Raw genomic sequence first — 23879 nt, forward strand, 5'->3', positions numbered from 1 at the left:
CGACGAGCGTTTGGCCAGCTGCCCGCGGCACGGCGTGTATCGGCGGCGCGACGCTTGATCAATGGAACGCGGATGAAGTGGGGAAGTACATTGGTTATCTGCCGCAGGACGTCGAGCTTTTCAAGGCCACGATTGCCGAGAACCTCTCCCGGTTCATGCCTGTAGCTTCTTCGGGATCGGTGATCGCGACCGCTAATGCCGCGGCTGTCCATGATCTCATTCTCTTTGCCCAGATGAAGGGAATGGCTGGACCTCAGACTCGTCAGACCCTTCGCATTCCGGCATGTAGATGGCTCCGATAGTGCACAGAACCCAATAAATTATCCCTCAACATCCTTCCCACTAACGTTTACTCGGCCGGATCTGCTGGCGGATTTCGATGAGGCGATCGATGGAGGATAGAGTCCTCTGCTGATCCATCGTCGTCAGGGTGAGCATGAGCGCCTCCACGCATGATAGTGCTGGCGCATGGAGGGCGACATGTTCACTTTTTGCACGTGGAAGAACGATCTGGGTGGCGGCATGTTTAAGCAGAACCGTGTCGGCCTTGCCGACGACCATGATGATTGGCACCTGCAGGCGTTCCGCCTCATAGATGGTCGCCATCGCCTCTCTATGGGGGCGACCGTGAAGCATCATCAGCAGAACATCGCCTTCCTGCAATTCCAGCAGTTGCTCGGCCAGCGATATGCCGGTCCTGTTTAAGGTGTAGGAAAGGTAGCCCGAGCGAAGGAACAGCCGAGCGGCGTATTCCGCTATTATGCCGGAGGCTCCGATTCCAAAAAATCCGATCCTGAGGGCAGTTGCTGCCAAACGGGCCGCCTCGGCGAGGTTCTTGCGATTCTCCGGTGAAGAAAGGGCTGTCATCGCATTGGCCTGGTCGGCCAGCACGAAATCGATCGCAGAGTCAGCACCGTCAACCAGCACCTCTACAGTGGAAGCCATCTTTTCCGACGGCGAATCCGTATGGCCAAGATAGGCTTCCAATGTGTCCTTGAGATCGAGCAGACCGTCAAAACCCAGCATTTGGATCGCGCGAATGACCGTCGCGTCAGAGGTTCCGGTATCACGAGCGATCTCAAGGGCGGATTTGCCGAGAACGGCATGGCGATGTCCGTCGATGTATTCCGCAACATTCAACAGGCTCGGCGACAAGCTGTTTCTGTGTTTCTTCAAACGTTCGCCGTAAGAGTCGCGGCGCTTGTGTCGGGATTGAGGTCTACGGGGCTGGGGCATGGATAAAGTTTCGGTAAAAAGTCAGCTTTAGTTCACATAACCCAAAAGGCGCGCGATAGAAAATACTAATCGACCAACGGACGCATTGCGATGCTTGCCTGGACCGCGGCCGTCATCAGGGCGAGGGCGGCGTAGCTGTTGGAAATCGCCTCCTCACGCGAAACCATGATGTAGCGTCCCTCCCTGCACGCCTTCAGAAAATTGCAGAAGTCGGGCATGACCTCCTCCATGGCCGCGATCTCGTCGGCCGAAGTTCCGCCTGTATCGGTTCGGTAGGGATCAAAAATGAAATTCGCGTCGAATTCGGGCAGACGCTCGGCGCTGACCTCGATGCGCTCTCCTTCCGGAATGGCATCGATCACCTTCGGGAAGCGGAAGCCTGCATCCCTCAACACCCGGCCGAGCGCGCGATAGGTGTGGTACGTATTGATCTTGCCGTTCAGCGGCTGGAAGACCGACACGGTGATGCTCGACGTGTCGACGGCTTGCTTCAAGGCGGCGATCCCGCTGCGGTATCGTCGGTCGAGCACCGCAAGCTTGGCCTGCGTACCGGTCAGCTCCGCAAGGCGAGCGTAGACGTGCGGTGCGCCGAGGCGGGTCGCATCGATGACGACGGTCGGTGCGATTTTTTCGAGCGCTTCAACCGGGGTCGGCCGTCCTGTGGCGTTAATGATCAGGTCGGGTTTGGTTTCCGCGAGGGTTTCTAGATCGATGTCGTTCGATCCGACATAGATCATGCCGGAGCTGTCGAAGTCGACACCCGTGAGAAGAGCGCCGGAACGGATATACGGCGTGCCGTGAAGCCCTACGCGCCCATGGCTTGCCGCCGGAATGACACCGAGTTCGATCAGTGGAATGGTGATGTCGATGTCGTGCAGCGAAGCGATCCGCGTAGGGCGCGCCGGGACCGTCACCGTTCTTCCGGCGTCGTCGTTGAAGGTGCGGGTTTCCTGCGCGGCCGCGGCAAACGGCAGGAAGATGACGAGGAACAGGATCAGGATTCGCATTTTTGTATACTCCTTCATATCCGGTCGCGCCGGCGCCAGATGAGTGTGACGAGCAGGCCGACGCCGATGATGGCGAGCACGATTCCGGCCGGAATCTGCAAGGGCGCAAACAGCGTGCGGCCGATCGTATCGGCAACGAGGACGAGGCCGGCCCCGAAAATCGCACTGCCTGCCAGTAGCATGCCTTGGCCACCGTTGATGATCTGCCGGGAGAGATGTGGCGCTATCAAGCCGACAAACCCTAAGCTGCCGGCGCAGGAAACCGCCGTTGCAGTGAGCAAGACGGGGGCGGCGATCGTTGCAATACGCAGCAGTCCGATGCGGACGCCAAGACCAATGGCAGTTGTCTCGCCCAGCAGGCTGACATCGGCGGCACGCGCGGTCACAATCAGAAGACTTCCTCCGATCATCAGGCTTACGAGGGCGACCGGGAGCATTTCGCTCTGCACGCCGGCCAGGCTGCCGGCCATCCAGACCATGGCAGCCTGGACTCTGTCGATGTCCGCCGCCGTCAGGATCAGTGCGAGCACCGCCGACAGGAACCAGGAAAGACCGATGCCGATGAGAATGAAGCGCAGGCCGGACAGAGTTCGGGCGATCGCAATTGCGGCGACGGCCACGCACAGACCGCCGAACATACCGACGAAGGGTCGGCTTAGAAGCGGCGCATTCGGGAAGGCGAGCATGAGGGAGATCACCGCGAGGCTGGCTCCTTCCCTGACGCCAAGCAGCCCGGGATCGGCCAGGCCGTTGCGGGTCAGTGTTTGAAGAGCGGCACCCGAAAGACCGAGCATCGCACCGCAAGCGAGCGCCATAACGACGCGCGGCAGCCGGAGATCGCCGACAACGGACAGTGCTTGGGCGGCCGTACCGTCCCCACTCGCGATAAAGGCGAGGAGTTCTGCCAGGCCCGCCCGCCCGCTTCCGGTGGCCAGTGCGCCCAGGCTCGCGAGGGCGAGCGATGCGAAAAGAACCACGGCGATCGTCAACCTTTGCCGGTGAACCTTCATGGCAAGGGGACCGAGCACGATTCGCCGGTAGGCGTGGAAGCCGTCCCGCACACTCACTTGATCGTCCTTGCCACGAGAAGGAGGAAGACGGGGGCGCCGACAAGGGCGGTCGTGATGCCGGTCGCGATCTCATGCGAGGGCAACAGGTTCCGCGCCGCGATGTCGGCAGCCACGAGAAGCGCCGCACCGAGGGCTGCGGCAAGGACAAGGGCAACGATGTGCGGTCCGCCTGCAAGCTTGCGGGCGATCGCCGGCACGATCAACCCGATGAACCCGATCGGCCCCGCGACAGCAACAGCGGCGCCCGAAAGGGCGGCGGCGGCGCAGAGTCCGATGATCCGCGTGGAGCGGACCGGCACCCCGAGCCCTGTCGCGGAGGCGTCGCCCAGCGCCATGGCATCGAGGCGCGGAGTGATCATTGCTGCGGCCAGCATGGCGGCCACCACCATTGGAAGGGCTGAAACGACGTCAGGCCGCGAAACCCCGGCGAGGTCCCCCACCAGCCAGAGGCGTACCTGTTCCAGGGTGTCCTGGTCGAGAATCAGGATGGCCGAAACGAAGGCCGACGCCAGTGCCGACAGTGCTATTCCGCAGAAGATCAGCTTGGTCATCGTCAAGCCGACGCGCCCGGCCGAGGCAATGGTGAGCACGATGAGAAACAGTGCGCCGCCGCCGGTCGCCGCCAGAAGGGAGCGGGTAAGACCTTGCGGCTGGAGGGCGGCAGGCAGGGCGGCACTGGCGACCACCGCAAGGCTTGCGCCCGCGTTCAGGCCGAGAATATGTGGTTCTCCCAGCGGATTCCGCAACAATGACTGCAATAGCAGCCCCGCCATCGCAGACGAGGCGCCGCATATAAGTGCGGCGACGAGACGGGGCAGGCGCAGGTTCACGAGTACCTGCTGATCGAACGAGCCCGGATCGAAAGCCGTCGCTGCCTCGACGAGAACGGAAATCGGTACGGGTCGGGCTCCCGTCGATAGATGCAGGATCGCAAGCAGGAGCGTTGCAGCCAATGTCGGCGAGAGCCAAAGCCAACCAGCGAGAAAGGAATGACGCCGTATGCGGCAGCGGGACGTCATGGCGGAGTGCCTCGGCCGGCGCGGGATGGCAGAAAGGCCGGCCTTCCGGTCTGTGGATGGACAAGACGACTGACCTCAGTATCGAAGACAGCGCCGATCAGGTCGGCGCTGCAGGCGTGCGGGTCCTCAACGACAGTATGGATTTGGCCGTCTTTCAAAAAGACCAGCCGGTCCGCATATTGCAGGGCGGCATTGAGATCGTGTAGCACGGCCACGACCGTTCGCCCATGGTCCCGGCTCAGGCTTGCGATCAACTCCATCACATCGACCTGATAGCGCAGGTCGAGGAACGTCGTCGGCTCATCGAAAAGGATCGCCGCCGTTTCCTGTGCAAGGGTCATGGCAATGAAAGCGCGTTGCCGCTGGCCGCCGGAGAGCCTGTCGACGGCACGGTTCGTCAGATCTCCAAGCCGTGTCGCCGTGAGCGCCCTGGCGACCGCCTCTTCGTCGGCATCCGTCCACTGCCGAAGGAAACCTTGATGCGGATAACGCCCCCGGGAAACGAGATCGTAAACTGTCATCCCCACCGGGACGACAGGCCCCTGGGGCAGGAGTCCCAGCTTTTTCGCGATGTCCCGGGTTGGCAACCGCATCATTTCCTGACCATCGAGCAGGACAGTCCCCCCCGCCGGCTTGAGCACGCGCGACAGGATGGAAAGCAAGGTGGACTTTCCCGATCCGTTCGGACCGGCCAACACGGTCAGCTTTCCTCTCGGAACGAGTAGAGAAACACCCTTCAGAACCTGCAAGGCTCCATCGTATGCCGCCGCGATGTCGAGCGCTTCCACGAGTGGGGTTGCTTGGGCTTTTGTCATCATGTCGCAATCATTCAGTTTCCAGCGTTTTGCGTGTATTTGTTGAATGTAGTAGTCAACATCTCACCGGTGAAAAATTCCTCATTTAGCCACGGCGAATATCGCTCAAAGCGCGCCTTCCGCACCGGAAAACCCTAAAAGTCCCGTTCGATCACTTCAGGTTGGAAAGCTTCGGAAGCGTCGTAAACTTGACTACTACATTCATGAATTCGATAAAGCCAGCCGCACTCGATTTGAGCGTTTCCACACGGGGGTTTTGACTGCACATGATGTTGAAGCGGCTGGAGCAGAGGAAGACACTTTCTCTTATCCTCTTGGCAGGAGTTTTTTTTCCGTTTCAGGCCTATGGGGAAGAGCCGGCCGTACCCAAATCGTCGCGTCTCACGAATGAAGACGTAACGACTTTGGAGAAAATCACGACTACGGGCGAGAGGAGCTCGACGGAGGGCTATCAGCCCGTGTCGACATCGACTGCCACCCGCACCGAGACGCCGTTGCTGGATATTCCGCAAGCCGTCAATATTGTCAGTTCCGAGGTTCTGACAGATCAGCACGCCACGACGCTGGATGAAGCGTTGGCAAACATTAGCGGCATATCCCAGGCCAACACCCTTGGCGGGACGCAGGACTCGGTGATCCGCAGGGGCTTCGGCGACAATCGCGACGGCTCTATCCTGACGAATGGCCTGAAGACTGCCCTGCCGCGGTCCTTCAATGCGATGACAGACAGGGTCGAAGTTCTGAAAGGGCCCGCCTCGACGCTTTATGGCATCCTCGATCCCGGCGGTATGGTGAACGTCGTGACGAAAAAGCCGCAGGATACTTTTGGGGGCGAAGTCTATGGCAGCCTTTCCAGCTTTGGTGGTGGCTCAAGCGGATTCGACTTCACGGGTCCGATCGAGGGGACAGATCTCTCCTACCGGCTGATCGGCGACTATCAGCACACCCAGTATTGGCGTAACTTCGGCGAAACGGAGCGATGGTTGATCAACCCGTCGCTCACCTGGACGGGTGAGGATACCGAAGTAACCGTCACCTATATGCATGAGGATTATAGTGTTCCCTTCGATCGAGGCACTATTTTCGATCTGACCACAGGGCATGCCGTCGCCGTGGATCGCAAGATCCGATTCGACGAGCCCTACAATATCACCGATGGCCATTCCGACATGGTGCAGATCGACGTGGACCGGCAGTTGTCCGACGACTGGAAGCTGTCTCTCGACTACAGCTACAGCCGAAACGTCTATTCAGACAATCAGGCGCGCGTGATGGCCTATGATTCCGTCACCGGCGATGTGACGCGCCGTGCCGACGCGACGCAGAATTCCACGATCTACAATCACGCCCTGCGCGCTGATCTGACCGGCGACGTCGAGATTGGCGGCTTCCAGCACGACGTCTTGATCGGCGCATCCTATGACTACAGCGACACGCTGCGCACCGACATGATCCGTTGCGGGAACACCATGGGGTTCAACATCTACAATCCGGTTTATGGCACTCTCTCAAAATGCACGACCGTGTCGGCAGTGGACAGCGACCAAACGGAAAAACTATCCACGGCATCCGCTTATTTCCAGGACTCCTGGCATCTTGACGACCAGTGGATCCTCGTCGGGGGGCTCCGTTACCAGTATTACGATCTGATGGCCGGAAAGGGTCGGCCCTTCGTGACCAACACCGACAGTTATGGTGGTGCCCTCATTCCAAATGGAGGCATCGTCTACAAGCTGAGACCAGACGTTTCTCTCTACGCCAATGCTGCGAAAACCTTCCGGCCTCAGTCCTCGATCGCCAACTACTATGGCAATCTCGATCCAGAGGAGGGCGTCTCCTACGAGATCGGGGCCAAATTCGAGCTGCCCGCGGGAGTGACGGCCAATGTGGCGCTGTACACATCCGACAAGGAGAATGTTGCCTATTCGGAGGATATCGGAGGCGTCACGGTGGTCAAGACAGCGGGTCTCGTGCGCGCTCGCGGCGTAGAGGTCGACCTTGCAGGATCGCTCACCGACAATATCGATGTCATCGCGAGCTATGGTTTCACCGATGCGAAAGTGCTTGACGGTGATTATGCAGGCCTGCGGCCGGTGAACGTACCTCGGCATACCGGATCGCTCTACCTCGCTTATGATTTCGGCGAAGTCGGCTCGAATGGCAATACGCTCAAGGTCGGCGGCGGAATCCGTGCTGTCGGGCAGCGCGCTGGGATCAACACCAATGCCTATGATCTGCCTGGTTATGCGGTTGTCGATGCCTTTGCAGCCTATACCTTCGATCTTGAGCGGCCGGTGACCGCGCAGCTCAATTTGAAAAACCTGTTCGACAAGACCTATTACACGTCATCAATAGGTTCGACAGCGCTGGGAAACCAAATCGGCGAGCCGTTCAATGCGACCTTGACAGCGAAAGTGCGGTTCTAGGAACCACACGGAATCCGTCGTCTTCGCCCGCAGTGAAGCTATCCTACTCCTTGACGAAAGCCTGTTTTGTTCGGTCCTCCAGCAAGCTCCATCGAGGGGACGGAGGTATGGCCTGCGCTCGCTGTCATTCTTCACGTAATGTGGCGGATTGGCACAGCATTCAATGATCGAGCCAGGGCATGAGAATGCCGCTGGCCCACATCATCGGCGTGTGAACAACAACGCCACAAGATGCGTCCAGTCGGGACGCAGAGCGAGGACAAGATCGCTCCCGCGGGTGGGGCTCTGACCGCGCACACCCCCGTGATCCGTCCAACCCTGAACGCCAACATGTGGCGCTCACGCAGCGACCGCGGAGAGAACCCAGGACCCGACACTGATCACAAACTGGAGAACCACGTTTGACAACAGCGATTAGAGAACCCCCTGGGACGTCATCGCTAAATTCTACGCTTCTAGCCCCGCGCGAAATTCAACAAGGGGTCAATATCATGATTGTCCGCTGCGCGTAGCGCGTTGACATAACGGGCGCGCAACTCGCCGACGTCGGTCAAGCTGCCACCGCCCCAGCTGAAAGGCACGCCGCCGAGCCGCTCAACCAGGAGGTCGGCCGCCAAGCGCGCGTGACGGCCATTGCCATTGGGGAACGGGTTAATCGCAACAAGGCGATGATGAAATCTGATCGCAATCTCATCCGACGGAAAGGTCTCATGTTCGATCCAATACCGGATATCGTTCAGCAGGCTGGTGAGCTCCATTCCGATGCGGTAGGCCTGAATGCCAATGTTGCGTTCAGTCGTCCGGAACGTGCCGGACCACTGCCAGACTTCGCCAAACATCCGTCTGTGGAGCGTTCGCATAAAGTCTTCTGTCAGTATCCGCTCGAGCGGCATGCGCCGCCGGCCGCGTGCCCAAGCCGCACCCGCAACGATGTTTTCTTGTTCCGCTTCGTTAAGGTCGTTGCGGTGGGTGATCCAGGTCTGTAGCAATCCTTCACGCTCTTGCGGTTCAAGCGGTGTGGCGTCGTCAGGTTCCTGAAAAAGGTCCGTCATGTCTTGTTCCAGAGGTCCCGCTCAGAGAGCCTGTCGCGGATGTAGGCCTGGACGCGAGCTTCGAAATCGGCGTTATCCGTGCCTTGTGCTTCCAGTCTCATCGTGTGGGCAACACGTTGTAATTCGCGTGTCGCAATCTTGCGTGCCCGAGCCTCAACGACTGCGTCAAGCGAGCTGTTCGGAACCAGAGCGTAGACCAGTGTGCAATCCAAGGCCTCGGCAGCCCGTCGCAACGTGTTGAGCTGAATCGTACCTGCCGCTTCCGATTTTTCGATAGTCTCAACCGTTTGAGGCCGAATGCCCATACGTTCACCAAGCTGAGCGCCTGTCATGCCAAGGGCGTCGCGTAGCGCGCGAACCCATCCCTTTGGTGGCGCTTTAAACCGATCGGTGGGTTGGAGCGTCTGGAGTCGCTCATCGAGCCGCAGCCTTGCTCTTTTGCGGATTTGGCTTTTCATCTTGATCTCGAGGCTCAACCTGTAGGTTGAAATATACCGGCTTTTAACAGTTTATAGGCTGATCATCAACTTGTTTTATCAGTCTATAGGCGGATTTGATGCCATATGTATCAGCCTGTAACCTGTGAAGGTGCGCCAAGACCAGTATCGCGGGACGACACCCGCGAAACTCCTCGCGGGCTTGAAACTACAGGCGACGCGTGGCGTTAGGATTGGAAAAGCAAGTCACGACAGAGACGTCGCGCAACTCATCACGTCCGACCAATTCGACACCGAGAATGTCGATCCAGAAACGCAGCGATCTTTCAAGGGAAGTGACGGTTATCCCAGGATGGTGGACTTTGAGCACGGATAGCCCCTCATGTATTGCCGCGATCTTCTCGCAGCAGGAAGAGTGCCTGTTGTACAGGGCGGTCTGAGAAGGCACACAAAGACATCGCGCTTGATTTGGCAGACGTTGCCCACTTCAGCCCGAAAGCCTTTGAACCCATGGCGAAATTGGCTTACTCCAATATCCCAAAGGCCGGGAGCAGGGCAGATGAACCTAAAGCAACTCCAATATTTTCGTGCGCTCGCGGAAGAGCTGCGTTTTCGTCGCGCTGCCCATAAGCTGAACATCACCCAATCGCCGCGATTTCATACGCCTGACGACATCCGAACCGTCGCTAAATTATAGTCAGGAACTTTGCATCTCTGGTTATACCCTAAGAACGCCGCCTGCCGCCAGAATTGCCTCCGGTGTATCGACGTCCAAGAGTGAACGTTCGTCTATAGGAACATCGATGACGGGAGTTCCTGATGTCTCGATCAGATGCCGTGCACCAACATCACCTTGGAGCCGCAACACACTGCGATAGAGAGAGCGGGGCAGCACCGCAGGATTCCCCCATCGACCGTACGCTGCGGCACGAACTACAGCATCACACTTTGCATCACAAAAAGCTGCGATCAATGCATCGAGATCGCCAGAGGTTATCCTCGGCATATCGGCGTTCATAACGAGAACACCGTCGGCGCGTCTTGCTTGATCCGTCTTAAAGCCGGTCACCATTGATCCCGCCATACCAGAGGCATAGTTCGGATTGTGGACGTATTGGAGGTCCAGTCCCTCCAATGCGGCGGTGATTTCGAGGTGGCGGTGGCCCGTGACAATTGTCACCGATGCTGCTCGTGCACGGAGGGCTACCATGGCCGACCTCCGGACGAGCGGGATGCCGTCGAATTCAGCAAGCAACTTGTGCAGACCGCCAGCGCCCATTCGGCTTGCCTCGCCCGCAGCCAAGAGGATCAGCGCGATTACAACATCGCCCTCAGCTTTACGTATAGCGCCATGTAAAGGTGACCCGCTTGCCTTCAAGGGAACTCCTGCTCAATCCCGGACACCGTCAAGACGCTCTGCTGGTCCTCAAAAGCGGCTACCCCGGTAAGCTTGAGCGGTGGCATGCTGACAGTGTGTACACCTACCGCATGCTCAAGTTAAACCGGTCAAAAGCCGCCCAGCCTCATTGGGTGGCGGCAGTGCTACGGCGTCTCAAAGACTGAACGATTTCCGCCAGGATTGCTATCGCGATTTCTGACGGACCGATCGCGCCGATATCAAGGCCGATTGGACCACGAATCCTCCCGAGATCGGCGGCGCTGAACCCGTTCGCTGCGAGGCGTTGCAAACGCAACGAATGCGACTTGCGGCCCCCGAGTGCGCCGACATAGAAACAGCCGGCTCGTAGAGCCTCGGCAACGGGAAAGTCGTCGATCTTCGGGTCATGAGACAGAGCGACGAGCGCCGTACAGGCATCTAGCGGGCGTGTTGCGAACACCTCGTCTGGCCAGTCCGGGTAGAGCTCTATGTTTGGGAAACGCTGCGGCGTGGCGAAGGCCATCCGCGGATCAATAACGCGAATGGCGAAACCGGCAAGTTGTGCCATTTGCGCCAAGACCTGACCGAGGTGCACCGCGCCGATGATGACGATTTGCGGCGGTGGTACCTGAACGTCGATAAAATATGTTCGGCCCGCAATTTCTGAGGATCCCGACTTACCCGAACGGAATGCGGTCGACACCGGCACAGCAAATAGAGGGTCGCACGCTTCACCCTCAACTACGATGCTGTCATGGCCTCCATGCAGATCGGTAATCCGCAACACTGTCTGGCGCTGGTGACGCGCCGTGTTCAGCCGCCTTAGATCGTCCAGTTTCATTAAACCAGGCTTTCAATATAGATGCGGATACGTCCACCGCAGGAAAGTCCGACACTCCATGCCCGTTCGTCGGAAACTCCAATTTCAAGGATCTTTGCGGTACCACTGTCAATGACATTCGCCGCCTCGCTGATTACCTCGCTTTCGACACATCCTCCCGAGACCGAACCTTCGAAATTTGCGTCACGATCGATCACGAGATGACTACCAGGCGCGCAAGGGGCCGATCCCCACGTCTCGATGACGGTTGCGATCGCAACTTGGCGGCCAGCGACTTTCCATTCCTGCGCCGTCGTCAACGGATCATACCGGAAAGATGTATCTGCCATGCCAGCGTCTCCATCGAGATTCCAAGATCCCTGCTTCACGAGTTCGCCAAGGATACGACGAGTTTGTTTTCCAACGCAGTTCCCAAAAATTGAGCTGCTCCCATTTTCAGGCCTCCTGGAATTGGGATTTCCGGGGTTTCGGCGCGTCCTTTCGCCAAATTCCTATTTTCAGTTTAGCACTCGTCAAGCGTCGTCATCCTCAGAGACCTTGCGCAAAAGGTAGAGCAATGCGACCCGTTCTGCCGGGTTGAGCTTTTTCATGGTCAGTTCCGTAATCAGGCGCGCCTTTGGGTACATGCCGTCCAAAACCGCCAGCCCAGCCGGTAGCAATGACATGATCACCTTTCGGCCGTCCTCCTTATCCTTGGAGATATCGATCAGGCCACGCGCTTTCAGGCGGTCGATGATGCCTCTGATCGTTGCCTGATCCACCGCCGTCGATTTGACGAGCTCGGCCTGCGAACTCGGTCCATGGTCGCGGAGAGCGCAGAGTGTGACGAACTGGACCGATGTCAGATGAGGATCGCTGGCGTTTTCCTGGAAGATCGCAAGATGTTTCTGGTAGGCCTTGCGCATGAGATGGCCCACCTGCTGGGTGAAGGTGTAGCCGTCCTGCGGGATGTCCTGCTTGTCGTTTTCGTCTGTCATTCCCATCCTCAAAACGGACGTTGCCGGCGCTTCTGCAACTATGGCTCAGGGTGGCCCGAATGGAAGCGATAAGACGGAAACGCACGCAAAGCCGTTCGAACCGCTCCGCCCCTTTTGGGGGAGGAGCCTATTGAGTGTCGCGGCAGTCCATAAATCGGAATCGGTTGGAGGACAATTCTCCAACCTTTCTAAGTGCGGACTACTTGAAGACGTGCTGCATTTCCTTGACGGCGATGTTGCCGTCCAGAACCATCGGTTCGTCGTCTAGGAAGAGTGAGCAATTGCGCATCGGGATATCCAGATGGCAGGCCGTGTCGTTCGGGCCGCCGAGTTCGTTGTTCGGGCCGGTCGAGAACATCACGTTGCCGTAGAACGAGCGCAGCTCCATGCCCATGCCGCCGGGGAAATGGGTCAGTCCGTGCCAATGGGCGCGGTGGTCGAGCCCCCAGCCGACATGGCTCATACCGAAGCCGCGCGGATCGTGGAACGTGCCCATGTAGGACTTGATCAGTTCCGCATCGAGGCCGCCGCGGATATCGGTGATGAAGCCCTTTTCGATCGTGTAGGTGACGGGATCGCGCACATAGGTGTTGAACGGAAGCAGAACGTCGCCCGGTGCCAACACGATCTGTCCGTCCACGCCGTCATCGGCGCCGCCGGTGAAGACGAAGGCGGCTGGCCAATGGTCCCAGCGGCCCGGCTCGTCGGTATAGCCATATTCGCTCATCGTCGGATAGACGCCGAGCTTGTAGATGACGTCGGTGCCATGCTTGCTGGTGATGCGCATGGTCTTTGCCTTCGCCAGCAATTCGGCGCCGACTTCGACGCGCTCGCGCAGCTGTTTGGTTGGCATCAGGCGGGCGAGCAGTGGCGCCGGCTCGACGGCGGTCAGGACGCGGGTGCCGGAGGCCTGGATCGCCATCTGCTCTTCGCTGAAGAGCAGGAAGATCAGGTCGACAACCATATCGGCATTCTTCAGGGCCTCGACGGCGTCCGGATTGGCGGCAAGACCCGTCTTGCCGACGGCCCAGGCACCGCTATCGGGAAGCGGGGCGGGAAGGCGCATATGATACATGCGGGCGCCAAGCCTCTGGCCGGCGGCAAGAAAGGCATTGGCATAATCGAGACGATCATCGCCTTCGGACAGAACGATTACCTTCTCGCCTTCGTGCACCCCGCTGAGGGTCAACTGTTCCAGGCACATTTCAGTCAGAACATTCGAGTTCATTGTCTTTATCCTCTGGTTGGCTTGGGTCTGTCAGTCTTCTTGTTCGTATCCTGCGGATCAGCCGGCCACTGCCGCGAAAACCGCAATCGCTTCGTCCCTCGAAACGACGTCGCCATATTTGCTGTCAATGTCGAAAAGGTTGGCCTCGTGGGGGCCAGGATGGCGGTCGCCGACGCAGTCGCGCACGACGATGGTCCGGAAGCCGTGTTGCACGGCATCGACGGCACTGGCGCGGATGCAGCCGCTGGTCGAGCAACCGGCCATGACAACGGTATCGATGCCCTGGGTATGCAGGAGCGATGCGAGGCTGGTGCCGAAAAAGGCGCTGGCATATTGCTTGACGACGACAAGCTCGCCGGCCGCTGGTTCGACGCCCTCGCAGAACTCCGCAAGCACGTTACCCTCGACCATCGCCTTCATGACCGGCGCCTTCTTCACCCACATACCGCCATCGGCGCAGTTTTCGGCAAGATAGAGAATGCGCGTATGGATCACCGGGATGCCGGCCTTGCGCGCAGCATCCAGAAGTGCTGGCGTCTTGGCAACGGCCTCGACGACGCCGGGCGCATAGAGCGGAGCGCCTTCCACCGTATAGGCCTTTAGAAAATCGACGACAAGCAATGCGGGGCGCTGGCCGAAGCCGATGCGGTTGCCCCAGACACCCTGATAATTGGCTTCGGCACTCTGCATCGGTTTCTCCTCAGTATGCGCCGGACAGCAGCGCGCCCGCACCGGGTACCACGGCTTCCAGTCCAAGCGACTTGAGCATGCAATAGGTTGTGGCAACGGCGGCGGTGACGACGGGCTTTCCGGTCATGGCCTCGACCTTGGCGATCACCGGCAGCGACGGCATCTGCACGCAGGCCGACAGAACGATGACATCGACATCGGTGAGGTCCAGCGTCTGGACGATGGCCGGCAGGTTTTCCGGGTCGTGGCGGGCGACATCGAGATTGTCGGGAATTTCAAGCGCCCGCCAATCCATCACCTCGAAACCCTCTTCGCGAATGTAGTTCACGACGAGTTCGGTGAGAGGCTTCATGTAGGGCGCGACGACGGCAATCTTTTTCGCCTTCATCACCTTCAGACCCTCGATTAGCGCGCCGGCACTGGTGACGACTGGAATGTTCGTACCGTTTTCCTGGGTGCGGCCGGCCAGGCGCCTCTCGGACTGGCGGTGATAGCCGAGGCCCATCGCCATGATGGCAACGAGGCATGCATATCCAAGAACATCGACACGGGCGTCGGAAAGCTCGACGGCACAGCGGTCGGATTCAGCATCCATAGCCGCCAGTTCTTCCTTCACGACTTTCTTCATGCGCATGCGGCTGGAATGGAAGGTGAAGCGTTCCGGGCGAATGGACTGGCGGGCCATCAACATCGCCGGTATCTCCGTCTCCATCGTGGTGTTGGAACTCGGCACGATCTGGCCGATTCGATAGGGTTTCTGCACGGATGTGCTCCTTTAATGACGGATCGGAAATGCGCCGTACGGGCTATCGTGGCGGCCATAAAAATGGCGGGCCAAAGACCCGCCACTAGCGTCTAGCGAGACAGAAAGTCCCCAAGTGCTTCAAAGAAGCCGTCGAAATCGTCCCAGGGGATCATGTGGCCGGCATTCGCCACCCGCGTGATCTCGATGGCGGGATTGAGCGCACGGATTTCGTCCTCGTCCACCGGTTCGATGACGCCGCCGCGCCCGGCGACCATCAGCATCGACGGTTGCGTCAGCTTCGGAAAATCAGGGAAGATATCGTCTTTATGGAAGTCCTCGAAGGCGGTGACGATGGCGGGCTCAAAGCAGGTATGCAGCCATTCGGCGCGAAGCCTGAGCTGCCCTTCCGTCCATGTCGGGCAGAATGCTTTCATGCCCTCCGCATCGATGCCGGCAAGCGCAAGGCGGATTGAATCGACATACCATGGCAGCTTGCTGGGATAGGGCCTGCGCCCAGGTCCGGAGACGGGAGGATCGATAAGAACAAGACGCGAGAAGTCGCCGCTGCCCGATGTTGCCGCACGCATGGCGATGCGTGCGCCCATGGAGTGGCCGAGAAGCGCGGGCGCTGCAAGCCTAAGAGCTTGTGCGAAGGCGGTCACATCGGCAGCCATGGCATCAAGGCCATAGTCGAGGTTCGGGCCGGTCGAGGATAGGCCGCGTCCGCGCACATCGAGAACGTAAACGTCGTATTGTTCGCCGAGGCGTTCAGCGACGAAACCCCAGGTGATCGCCGGGCTGGTGATGCCGGGAATGAGGATGATCGGCCGCCCCTTGCCGCCGTAGCGGAGATAGTGCTGGCGAATGCCGTTGGCAAAGACGTGCGCGCCGTAAAGGAGGGCCGAGCTCATGCGACGCTCTTGTCGGTCAGACGCTGGGCGTAGACGTCGTAGCCATAGACCCAGGACGGATCCTCCTGCTTTTGGAGGAACGTATTGGCGTTCGATACGGTCTGGACCTGCGTGGCTCGATCGCGCCGATGGGCTTCATAGAGGCGGAAGGCGGTCGCGTAGTCGCCCGCTCCCGTTTCCTTCAGGCAACGTGCAAGCATCGCCGCATCCTCGATCGCCATGGCGGCACCCTGCGCCATATGGGGCTTCATCGGGTGGCAGGCATCGCCGAGCAGGACCATGCGGCCCTCGCTCCAGAGCGGCAGCGGATTGCGATTGAACAAGGGCCACTTTGTCACCTCGTCGGTCGCCTCGATCAACGCCGATATGACGGGGTGGTAGCCTGCGAATGCCTCGGACATCTCTTCGCGGCTGCTCTGCACGAAGGCACCGTCGAATTCCCAGGCGGCATGTGGGACGCCGGTGACGTAATAGTATTCATCGCGCTTGCTGGTGGTGTAGTAGACCATCATGTGGCGATCCGGCCCCCACCATTTGACGCAGTCCTCGAAGGTGAGGTCGAACTTCTTCAGCTTATCGGCGGAGATCATCGCGCGATGACCGACCCAGCCGCTGTAATTCGGCCTTTCTACGCCCAGCAGCGTCTCGCGAACACGTGAATTGATGCCGTCCGCGCCGATGACGATTGCCGCCCGCGCAGACGTGCCGTCCTGGAATTCGAGATAGACGTCCGAGCCATTGTCTTCGAGGCGGGTCAATCGCTTGTTGAACTGAACGGTCCCCGGAGTCATGGTGTCCATCTGCAAGGCCGAGAGGTCGCCGCGATGGACGGTACAATAGGTCGCCCCATAACCTTCGAGCGGAATGCGGGAGAGGTATTCCCCCGTAAGGCCGTTCCGGCTGAACCAATAGGCTGGTGTGCTGCTGATATCGATCAGCTTCTGGTCCATGCCGATGCGCTGAAAGATCTTCAAAACGTTCGGCCCCATGTGAATGCCGGCACCCAGGCGAGAAAAACTCGGAGCCTGCTCGAAAATCTGAACGTTGAAGCCCGCATGTTGCAGCAGCGCACCTGCCGCCGCGCCGCCAAGTCCGGCGCCGATGATTGCGATCGTCTGGTTCTCGTTCGGCATGAATGCCTCCCCGTGACAGGTTTTTGTAAGACCTCGATGGGCCAGTCTTCAGGATTGGCATATTAAGCGTATACACTGTAAACTGCAAGGGCAAAATGGATGTTAATTGACGGCAAGTCCGCCTGAAATTGCATCAGCACGGGAATATTCGATGAATATTTGATCAGAAATTCCCGTTGCCAATAAACATATAAAGCGTATACACTGCTTAAATCGAGAGAGTAGCCATGGGGCTGTGGCCGATGGCGGCAAGACGAGCGGGGAGCGCCATGTTCTTGAGAGCCAAGCGAGGTCGCAAGCGTCACGAGGAGAAGCAGGTGATCCTCAAGTCTGTTCCAGGCCGAGGCTGAGTATATGACGAAGACGTCGGTAGCATCGCCGTTTTCTCTGAAGGTCAATGGCCGGAAAGTGGTCGTGGAGGCCGATCCCAAGACTCCGCTGCTTTATATTCTGCGCAATGATCTCGAGCTCAATGGACCGAAATACGGATGCGGTCTTGGCGAGTGTGGGGCCTGCTGTATCCTGATGGAGGGACGTGCGGTCCGCTCGTGCACGATCCCGATCGCGGCGGTTGCCAGGCGGGCCATCACCACGCTCGAAGGGCTGGGCGACGAGAAGCATCTCCATCCGGTCCAGCAGGCCTTCATTGAGGAGTCCGGCGCGCAGTGCGGATATTGCCTCAACGGAATGATCATCAGCTCGGTCGCATTGCTGGGCCGCAATCCTGATCCTGAGGAGGCCGATATCCGCGAAGCTTTGCGCCACAATCTCTGCCGCTGCGGCACGCATATCGAAATTCTCGCCGCCGTGCGCAAGGCCATTGGTCTGTCCAAGGCCGCTTCGTCTGCCATCATCCCGGAGACACAAGCATGACCGCCGGCCGCGATTTCCCCAAATCGACCTATCTTGCCGCACCCGACACGCTAGCCGTCGTCTCCTCTTCGGACCGGGATGCCGACCTCTATATCGTCGTCGATGCGAAGGGCAGCGTCACCGCGTTCAACGGTCACGTGGATCTCGGGACCGGCATTAGGACATCGCTTGCCCAGATCGTCGCCGAAGAACTCGATGTGCCCTTTGAACGCGTGGCAATGGTGCTGGGCAGCACTTCCGCCGTGCCCAATCAGGGCGCGACCATCGCCAGCGAGACCATCCAGATCACCGCGAAACCGCTCCAGCGCGCTGCCGCGACGGCGCGGCAATATTTGTTGCGCCAGGCGGGCGAACGGCTTCAATTGGCGCCCGAAAATCTCGTTGTCGAGGACGGGATCATCCGGGCAGTGACAGGTGAGAATGCAAGCCTGTCCTTCGGCGATCTTGTCAGTGGCGCCAATGTCCAGCTTGTTATCGATCCAGAAGCGCCGTTGAAGCCGGTTTCCACCTACCGCATTGTTGGGTCCTCTAGGCCGCGTGTTGATATTCCGGCCAAGGCCACCGGCCGCTGGATGTATGTTCACGATGTTCGCGTCCCGGGCATGCTGCACGGCCGGGTGGTGCGGCCGCCCTATGCGGGGTTCGATCACGGTGCGCATGTCGGAACGAGCCTCATTTCGGTCGATGATAGCTCCGTCGCGCATATTCCAGGTGTCGTCGCGGTTGTTGTCATCGGTGATTTTGTCGGGGTTGTCGCAACCCGCGAGGAGAACGCGGCGGAAGCTGCAAAAAACCTGAAAGCCGTTTGGCGCCTTCCGCCGGAACAGCCCGATCTCAACTCTCCGGAAGAGGCGTTGCGTGCCAATCCATCGACACCCCGGAAGTTGGCGGATCGTGGCAATGTCGATCTGGCGCTTGCGGGGGCGACCAGTGCGATGGACCGCACCTATGTCTGGCCTTATCAGATGCATGGCTCGATTGGACCTTCCTGCGCTGTGGCTGACTATCGCGATGACCACCTGACGGTGTGGTCCGGTACGCAGAATCCGTTTCCGATGCGCAAGGACCTCTCGGTTCTCCTCGATATCCCGGAAGAGCGCATCACCGTGGAACGTCTTGAAGCCGCCGGATGTTACGGGCGTAATTGCGCCGATGATGTTACAGCTGATGCGGCCCTGTTATCGCGTGCCGTCGGCAAGCCGGTCCGGGTACAGTTGACGCGTGAGCAGGAGCATGCCTGGGAGCCCAAGGGGGCGGCGCAGGTGATCGACGTGCGCGGTGGCCTCGACCTCGAAGGCGGCCCTGCGGCCTATGATTTCGAAACGCGGTATCCCTCCAATCTCGCACCGACACTTCCGCTTCTCCTGACCGGCAAGATTTCGCCGGTTGCCGATACCTTGCAGATGGGCGACAGGACCGCAATTCCGCCCTACGCCTACGGCAATCTTCGTGTAACCGTTCACGACATGCCGCCGATCGCGCGCGCGTCATGGTTCCGTGGCGTTTCGGCGATGCCGAATACCTTCGCGCATGAATCCTACGTCGATGAACTTGCGTCTGCCGCCGGTGTCGATCCGATCGAATACCGGTTGCGCTATCTGCAGGATCCACGGGCCGTCGACCTTGTCCGCGCCGTCGCTGAACGCGCCAAATGGGACACCGGCCCGGGAACAATGGGTGGGGAGGGCGATCTCCTCTACGGCAGGGGCTTCGCCTATGCCGTCTATGTGCACGGAAAATTCCCCGGAACGGCCGCCGCCTGGGCCGCCTGGGTCGCCGACGTGGCCGTCAACCGGAAGACCGGCGAGATCGCGGTCACGCGGGTGATCTGCGGCCAGGATTCCGGGTTGATGATCAACCCGGACGGCGTGCGCCATCAAATACACGGCAATATCATCCAATCCACCAGCCGCGTGCTGAAGGAGCAAGTCGGCTTTTCGGCTACTGCGGTAACGAGCAAGGAATGGGGCGGCTATCCGCTCATCACTTTCCCTGAAGTGCCTGAAATCGACGTGCTGATGATCCCGCGGCCTGACGAGCCGCCGCTCGGCGTCGGGGAGTCTGCCTCCGTTCCGAGCGCCGCAGCCATCGCCAATGCGGTGTTCGATGCGACCGGCATCCGTTTTCGCGAGCTGCCCTTGACGCCGGAGCGCGTCCTGGGCGGCCTCAATGGCAAGAGCGTCGCGGAGCCTGTTCCGCCCGTTCGCAAACGCCGCTGGTGGACTCTAGGCGTGCCTGTCGTTGGCATGCTGACGGCAGTCGCGGGCCTTTCGACGATGGCATCTCCGTGGCGCCCGGTGATCAGCCCTGTCGAGAAGCCGGACCCCAATGTCTACAGTGTGGCCACCATCGAGCGCGGCAGGCTCGCTGCCGCAGCCGGAGCCTGCAATGTCTGCCATGTCGGCACCGACGGCCAGGCTTTCGGCGGCGGGCGCCGATTCGACACGCCGTTTGGCACGGTCTACGCAACGAATATCACGCCGGATCCGGAAAGCGGCATCGGCAACTGGTCCTATCCGGCCTTCGAGCGCGCCATGCGCCAAGGCATCAGCCGGGACGGCCATCACCTTTACCCGGCGCATCCCTACACGTCGTTTGCGGGCGCCGAGGAAGCTGACCTTCAGGCCCTCTACGCCTTCATGATGACGCAGGCGCCCGTCGCGCAGAAGGCGCCGGAAACGAGACTGGCCTTCCCCTACAGCATTCGTTCGATGATGGCGGGTTGGAATGCCATGTTCCTGAAGGCTGCGCCCTTTCAATATGATCAGACAAAGGATGCTGTCTGGAATCGCGGCGCCTACCTTGTCGAAACGCTCGGCCACTGTTCCGCCTGCCACACTGAGCGCAACGTGCTGGGTGCCGAAAAGACCGGAAAGGCCCATCTTTCCGGCGGCTTTGCCGATGGCTGGGAAGCGCCGGCGCTCACCGCACTTGCTAAGGGGCCAGTGACGTGGACGGAGGCTGCGTTTTACGACTATCTTCGTAGCGGTCACGCGCGGGATCACGGCAGCGCCGCAGGTCCGATGGCCGACGTCGTTTCCGCCCTCGCACCGCTGCCGGACAGCGATATCGTGGCAATGGCTGTATATCTTTCGCGACTGACCCCTTCTTCCGTGTCCGAAACGTTGGATGCTCAGACGCAATCGGCAATCGCTGCAAGTGTTGCGGCCTCTGGGCAAGCCGCCCGGATATCGCCGAAAGGCGCGCGCATTTTCGAAGCGGCCTGCGCCTCCTGCCACGAAGGAAACTCGGTCCTCTCGCCGCTGACGTTCAACAGCAACCTGCACAGCGATGTGCCGGACAATGTTCTTCAGGTTCTCATGAATGGCGTGGAGGCGCCTGCGATCCTTGCCGAAACAACTGGCCGCGAAGCACCTGAAGTCATGTCGATGCCGGCTTTTCGTGATGTGCTGGATAGGGGGCAGATGGAAGACCTGACGGCCTATCTGCGCGCCCGCTTCGCGCCCGGCAAAGGCTCCTGGGCGGACACCGGACAGGCGATAGACCGCATCAAGTCCATGGTACATTGAGAATGGAAACGCGGGTGGCGAAAGAGGCGATGAAATGGACAAGAGCGGCCTGACCACCCCGCCGCGCCTGATCCTGCTTGCGAACGAACTCTGACTGGAACCGAAACATGCTGCTGCACACGACCGTCCCCCTAAGCCGCGCCTGGAACAGCTGGTCGGACCGCCCGGCCGAAATGGTCTTTCTGCCGCTCGGCGTCCGGATCACGCCTATCCTCTATTCCAGCAGGAGCCGCACGACATCTGAAATTGCCCCACGCTCCAACACCGTGCGGCTTGGCCGGCACAGCATCGACGGTTCGCATATCGACTTTGAGACCGATCATTCCGGTACGACCGTCGGCTTTTCGGCAACGAAATCAGATCCTTTCACCATTCGTGGTGAGTGGCGGGGGGTGACGTCCGGTGAATGGGGGCTGCGTTTCTGGGTGACGATCACGATATCGGCCGAGGGTGGCGAGACGGTGACGTTCGATGCGGAAAAAGGTATTGCACTGGTGAAGATCGGTACGCGGTTTGTTGCGATCGCAACGGCGGATGCGCCGATTCAGGTGACTGGCCACGACACGATTGCAGCGTTGCGTGCGGATTTCGAGGCCAACGGCTATTTCCACCTCGCCAGCCGCAGCAATGCCGCACCTACTCTGGCCCTTCGCTTCAATCTGGAAATGATGCGTCAGGGCGCCTATTGTGCTGCCGTTGCCGACAGCGCGGCACTTGCTATCGAGAAAGCCATCGCCGGTCTCGGGAGCCGGCCGGCAGAAATACCGCCGGCGCATACGGCCGCCTACGACGGCGCGCTGGATGCAATGCGCGACGTGCTCGCCTGGAACACCGTCTGGGACGAAACCAATGCTCGGCCCTACACCGCGGTGACGCGCATCTGGAACCTCGGGAAGTTCGCGGTCTGGTACAACGATCAGACGTTCGCAGCCCTTCTCGCCGGTGTTTTCGACTCCGATCTCGCCCGCGAAAACATGGCCGTGGCACTGGCTGGGGCGACGCCGCAGGGCAATATCGCCTGCATCGTCACCTCCAATGATGCCTGGGTTGACCGCAGCCAGCCTCCGTACGGCGCTCTGGTCGCGTGGCAGCTTTATCAGCGGACGGCTGAAATCTCGATCATCAAGGCCTCTTACGATGCGCTCGCGCGAAACCAGCGCTGGTGGCGAACCCATCGCGATCCGGACCGCACAGGTCTCGTCTCCTGCGGAACGTCGGATGTGGGCGAGGGGCTCTACAAGGGAACTGCCTTTGCGGCGCGCAACGAAACCGGCATGGACAATTCGGCAACCCATGACGAGGCTATCTACGACGCGGCGACACGATCGCTTTCCACCTTCGATCTGGGGCTCAACTGTGCATTGGCGTTGGACGCGGAGATGCTGTCCAAGATGGCGGCGGTGCTCGGATATCAGGCGGACGCGGACGAGTTTGCGGCCGCCGCAGCAGAAAGCCGCAAGCTGATTTCTGAGGAACTCTGGGACGACGGGCGGAACATTTTCGCAAACCGGCAGCGCAAGGGCGGGTTCGTCCGCTCCCTATCGCCGACGAGCTTCTACCCACTGCTGTGCGGTGCGGCTACCACGAGCCAAGCCGAACACTTGCTCCGCCATCTGAAGGACGAAAATACCTTTGCTGGCGCGTTCGGTTTGCCGAATGCGACCCGCGACGATCCGGCCTTCTCTGACAATGTCTACTGGCGGGGCCGCATCTGGCCGAATGTCAATTTCATGGTCTGGCTCGGGCTGCGCCGGTACGGGCATTTTGCGGAAGCAAGCGCGCTGGCGCGGCAAAGCTACGACCTGTTTATGAAATCCTGGCGAAACGAACGCATCGCGGCGGAAAACTACAATGCCGTCACCGGCGAGGCGATGGACCAGGGCGATACCGATCCGTTCTACATATGGGCCGCGTTGTTGCCGATGATGGCGGTCGGGGAAATCTGCGATTTCGATCCCTGGCGGGGATGGACTATCACCAATTCCGGAGAAGATGTTGCCATGGGCCCGATGTTGACGCCCGCTGGGGCTGCGACGGTCACAATCCGTGATGGCCTGTTGGTTCTGGCTCTCAACGGCAATGATTTCCTGCGCACGCGCATCCGCGGGCAACTGTCCAATATCGTCGTGGAAAAGGACAGCATCGGATTCACGGTGTTTGCCGCAGAAACAATTACCGGGACGATCGAGCTCCCATCGCTCGGAGAAGATGCATTTGTCGCTGTGCACGCGGAAGACCGCGACGTGAACTGGGAGCGCGTGCTCAACGGAGAGATCAAGTTACCACCTGCTTCCGGATCCGCTGGAGCGCGCATAAGGGTCGTTTTTTCATGAATATGAGCGGGCTCTGACAGAGGCAAGTATTGACACCACACGAAGTCCGGCATATTAATTCGTACACAAATAAAAAAACAAAAAGAACGCAGTCCAGAGGGTTACGAACGTGCGGAGTCGTCAGTCGAGAGGACAATAGGCTGGAACACCACATTTGTGGTTTTTTGACCTTTTAGTA

20 protein-coding genes and 1 pseudogene are annotated in these 23879 nt (G+C 59.6%); 5 read left to right on the forward strand and 16 right to left on the reverse strand.

Annotated features, from left to right (window positions below):
* Positions 1-342 precede the first annotated feature (342 nt).
* The 5 genes from WI754_RS23135 to WI754_RS23155 all read right to left on the reverse strand — a co-directional run bounded on the left by WI754_RS23135 (position 343) and on the right by WI754_RS23155 (position 5150).
* Positions 343-1236: a MurR/RpiR family transcriptional regulator gene (locus WI754_RS23135; RefSeq protein WP_341487632.1), complete on the reverse strand. Its 894-nt coding sequence runs from the start codon at positions 1234-1236 to the stop codon at positions 343-345.
* Positions 1237-1301: 65 nt separating this feature from the next.
* On the reverse strand, positions 1302-2243 hold the full coding sequence (locus tag WI754_RS23140) for an ABC transporter substrate-binding protein (RefSeq protein ID WP_341487633.1): 942 nt from the start codon (positions 2241-2243) through the stop codon (positions 1302-1304).
* A 14-nt stretch (positions 2244-2257) separates the two neighbouring features.
* A complete protein-coding gene (locus WI754_RS23145; protein WP_341487634.1) occupies positions 2258-3310 on the reverse strand; it encodes an iron ABC transporter permease in 1053 nt (350 codons plus the stop codon).
* Positions 3307-4332 (reverse strand): iron ABC transporter permease, encoded by a 1026-nt coding sequence (locus tag WI754_RS23150; RefSeq protein WP_341487635.1) that lies wholly within the window; start codon positions 4330-4332, stop codon positions 3307-3309. The genes WI754_RS23145 and WI754_RS23150 overlap by 4 nt, the downstream gene beginning before the upstream one ends.
* On the reverse strand, positions 4329-5150 hold the full coding sequence (locus tag WI754_RS23155) for an ABC transporter ATP-binding protein (protein WP_341487636.1): 822 nt from the start codon (positions 5148-5150) through the stop codon (positions 4329-4331). Before WI754_RS23155 ends, WI754_RS23150 begins: the two co-directional genes overlap by 4 nt.
* A gap of 263 nt (positions 5151-5413) precedes the next feature.
* On the opposite strand from WI754_RS23155, the gene WI754_RS23160 reads away from it, so the two are divergent.
* On the forward strand, positions 5414-7573 hold the full coding sequence (locus tag WI754_RS23160; protein WP_341487637.1) for a TonB-dependent siderophore receptor: 2160 nt from the start codon (positions 5414-5416) through the stop codon (positions 7571-7573).
* Between the two features lie 455 nt (positions 7574-8028).
* Here WI754_RS23160 and WI754_RS23165 read toward each other — a convergent pair whose 3' ends face one another.
* Positions 8029-8625 carry a mobile mystery protein B gene (locus WI754_RS23165; RefSeq protein WP_341487638.1) on the reverse strand — a complete coding sequence of 199 codons (597 nt, stop codon included), beginning with the start codon at positions 8623-8625 and terminating at the stop codon, positions 8029-8031.
* Complete coding sequence (locus WI754_RS23170; RefSeq protein WP_341487639.1) at positions 8622-9083, reverse strand: mobile mystery protein A; 462 nt, start codon at positions 9081-9083, stop codon at positions 8622-8624. The genes WI754_RS23165 and WI754_RS23170 overlap by 4 nt, the downstream gene beginning before the upstream one ends.
* Positions 9084-9621: 538 nt before the next feature.
* On the opposite strand from WI754_RS23170, the pseudogene WI754_RS23175 reads away from it, so the two are divergent.
* Positions 9622-9714, forward strand: a pseudogene (locus tag WI754_RS23175) (LysR family transcriptional regulator); the annotation flags it as partial.
* A gap of 66 nt (positions 9715-9780) precedes the next feature.
* Here the strand turns inward: WI754_RS23175 and WI754_RS23180 are convergent.
* The 9 genes from WI754_RS23180 to WI754_RS23220 form a co-directional block, all read right to left on the reverse strand.
* Positions 9781-10440 carry a nucleotidyltransferase family protein gene (locus WI754_RS23180; protein WP_349438046.1) on the reverse strand — a complete coding sequence of 220 codons (660 nt, stop codon included), beginning with the start codon at positions 10438-10440 and terminating at the stop codon, positions 9781-9783.
* A 145-nt stretch (positions 10441-10585) separates the two neighbouring features.
* Positions 10586-11281, reverse strand: coding sequence for an XdhC family protein (locus WI754_RS23185; protein ID WP_341487641.1), 696 nt, complete (start codon positions 11279-11281; stop codon positions 10586-10588).
* Positions 11281-11610, reverse strand: a complete 330-nt coding sequence (locus WI754_RS23190) for an XdhC family protein (protein WP_341487642.1) — start codon at positions 11608-11610, stop codon at positions 11281-11283. The genes WI754_RS23185 and WI754_RS23190 overlap by 1 nt, the downstream gene beginning before the upstream one ends.
* Before the next feature lie 183 nt (positions 11611-11793).
* Positions 11794-12258, reverse strand: coding sequence for a MarR family transcriptional regulator (locus WI754_RS23195; protein WP_341487643.1), 465 nt, complete (start codon positions 12256-12258; stop codon positions 11794-11796).
* Between the two features lie 199 nt (positions 12259-12457).
* On the reverse strand, positions 12458-13486 hold the full coding sequence (locus tag WI754_RS23200; RefSeq protein ID WP_341487644.1) for a leucyl aminopeptidase: 1029 nt from the start codon (positions 13484-13486) through the stop codon (positions 12458-12460).
* Positions 13487-13543: 57 nt separating this feature from the next.
* Positions 13544-14176 (reverse strand): N-carbamoylsarcosine amidohydrolase, encoded by a 633-nt coding sequence (locus WI754_RS23205; RefSeq protein WP_341487645.1) that lies wholly within the window; start codon positions 14174-14176, stop codon positions 13544-13546.
* A 10-nt stretch (positions 14177-14186) separates the two neighbouring features.
* The gene (locus WI754_RS23210) at positions 14187-14939 is read right to left on the reverse strand and encodes an Asp/Glu racemase (RefSeq protein WP_341487646.1); all 753 of its coding nucleotides are present in this window, start codon (positions 14937-14939) and stop codon (positions 14187-14189) included.
* Between the two features lie 92 nt (positions 14940-15031).
* Positions 15032-15832, reverse strand: coding sequence for an alpha/beta hydrolase (locus WI754_RS23215; RefSeq protein ID WP_341487647.1), 801 nt, complete (start codon positions 15830-15832; stop codon positions 15032-15034).
* Positions 15829-16965, reverse strand: coding sequence for an FAD-dependent monooxygenase (locus WI754_RS23220; RefSeq protein ID WP_341487648.1), 1137 nt, complete (start codon positions 16963-16965; stop codon positions 15829-15831). The genes WI754_RS23215 and WI754_RS23220 overlap by 4 nt, the downstream gene beginning before the upstream one ends.
* A 354-nt stretch (positions 16966-17319) precedes the next feature.
* Here WI754_RS23220 and WI754_RS23225 point away from each other — a divergent pair, with 354 nt between their 5' ends.
* The 3 genes from WI754_RS23225 (at position 17320) to WI754_RS23235 (ending at position 23701) form a co-directional block, all read left to right on the forward strand.
* On the forward strand, positions 17320-17838 hold the full coding sequence (locus WI754_RS23225) for a (2Fe-2S)-binding protein (RefSeq protein ID WP_341487649.1): 519 nt from the start codon (positions 17320-17322) through the stop codon (positions 17836-17838).
* Positions 17835-21368 carry a molybdopterin cofactor-binding domain-containing protein gene (locus tag WI754_RS23230; protein ID WP_341487650.1) on the forward strand — a complete coding sequence of 1178 codons (3534 nt, stop codon included), beginning with the start codon at positions 17835-17837 and terminating at the stop codon, positions 21366-21368. The genes WI754_RS23225 and WI754_RS23230 overlap by 4 nt, the downstream gene beginning before the upstream one ends.
* Before the next feature lie 107 nt (positions 21369-21475).
* On the forward strand, positions 21476-23701 hold the full coding sequence (locus WI754_RS23235) for a trehalase family glycosidase (protein WP_341487651.1): 2226 nt from the start codon (positions 21476-21478) through the stop codon (positions 23699-23701).
* Positions 23702-23879: the final 178 nt, after the last annotated feature.

The sequence above is a fragment of the Pararhizobium sp. A13 genome (genome assembly GCF_040126305.1).
Taxonomy (GTDB): domain Bacteria; phylum Pseudomonadota; class Alphaproteobacteria; order Rhizobiales; family Rhizobiaceae; genus Pararhizobium.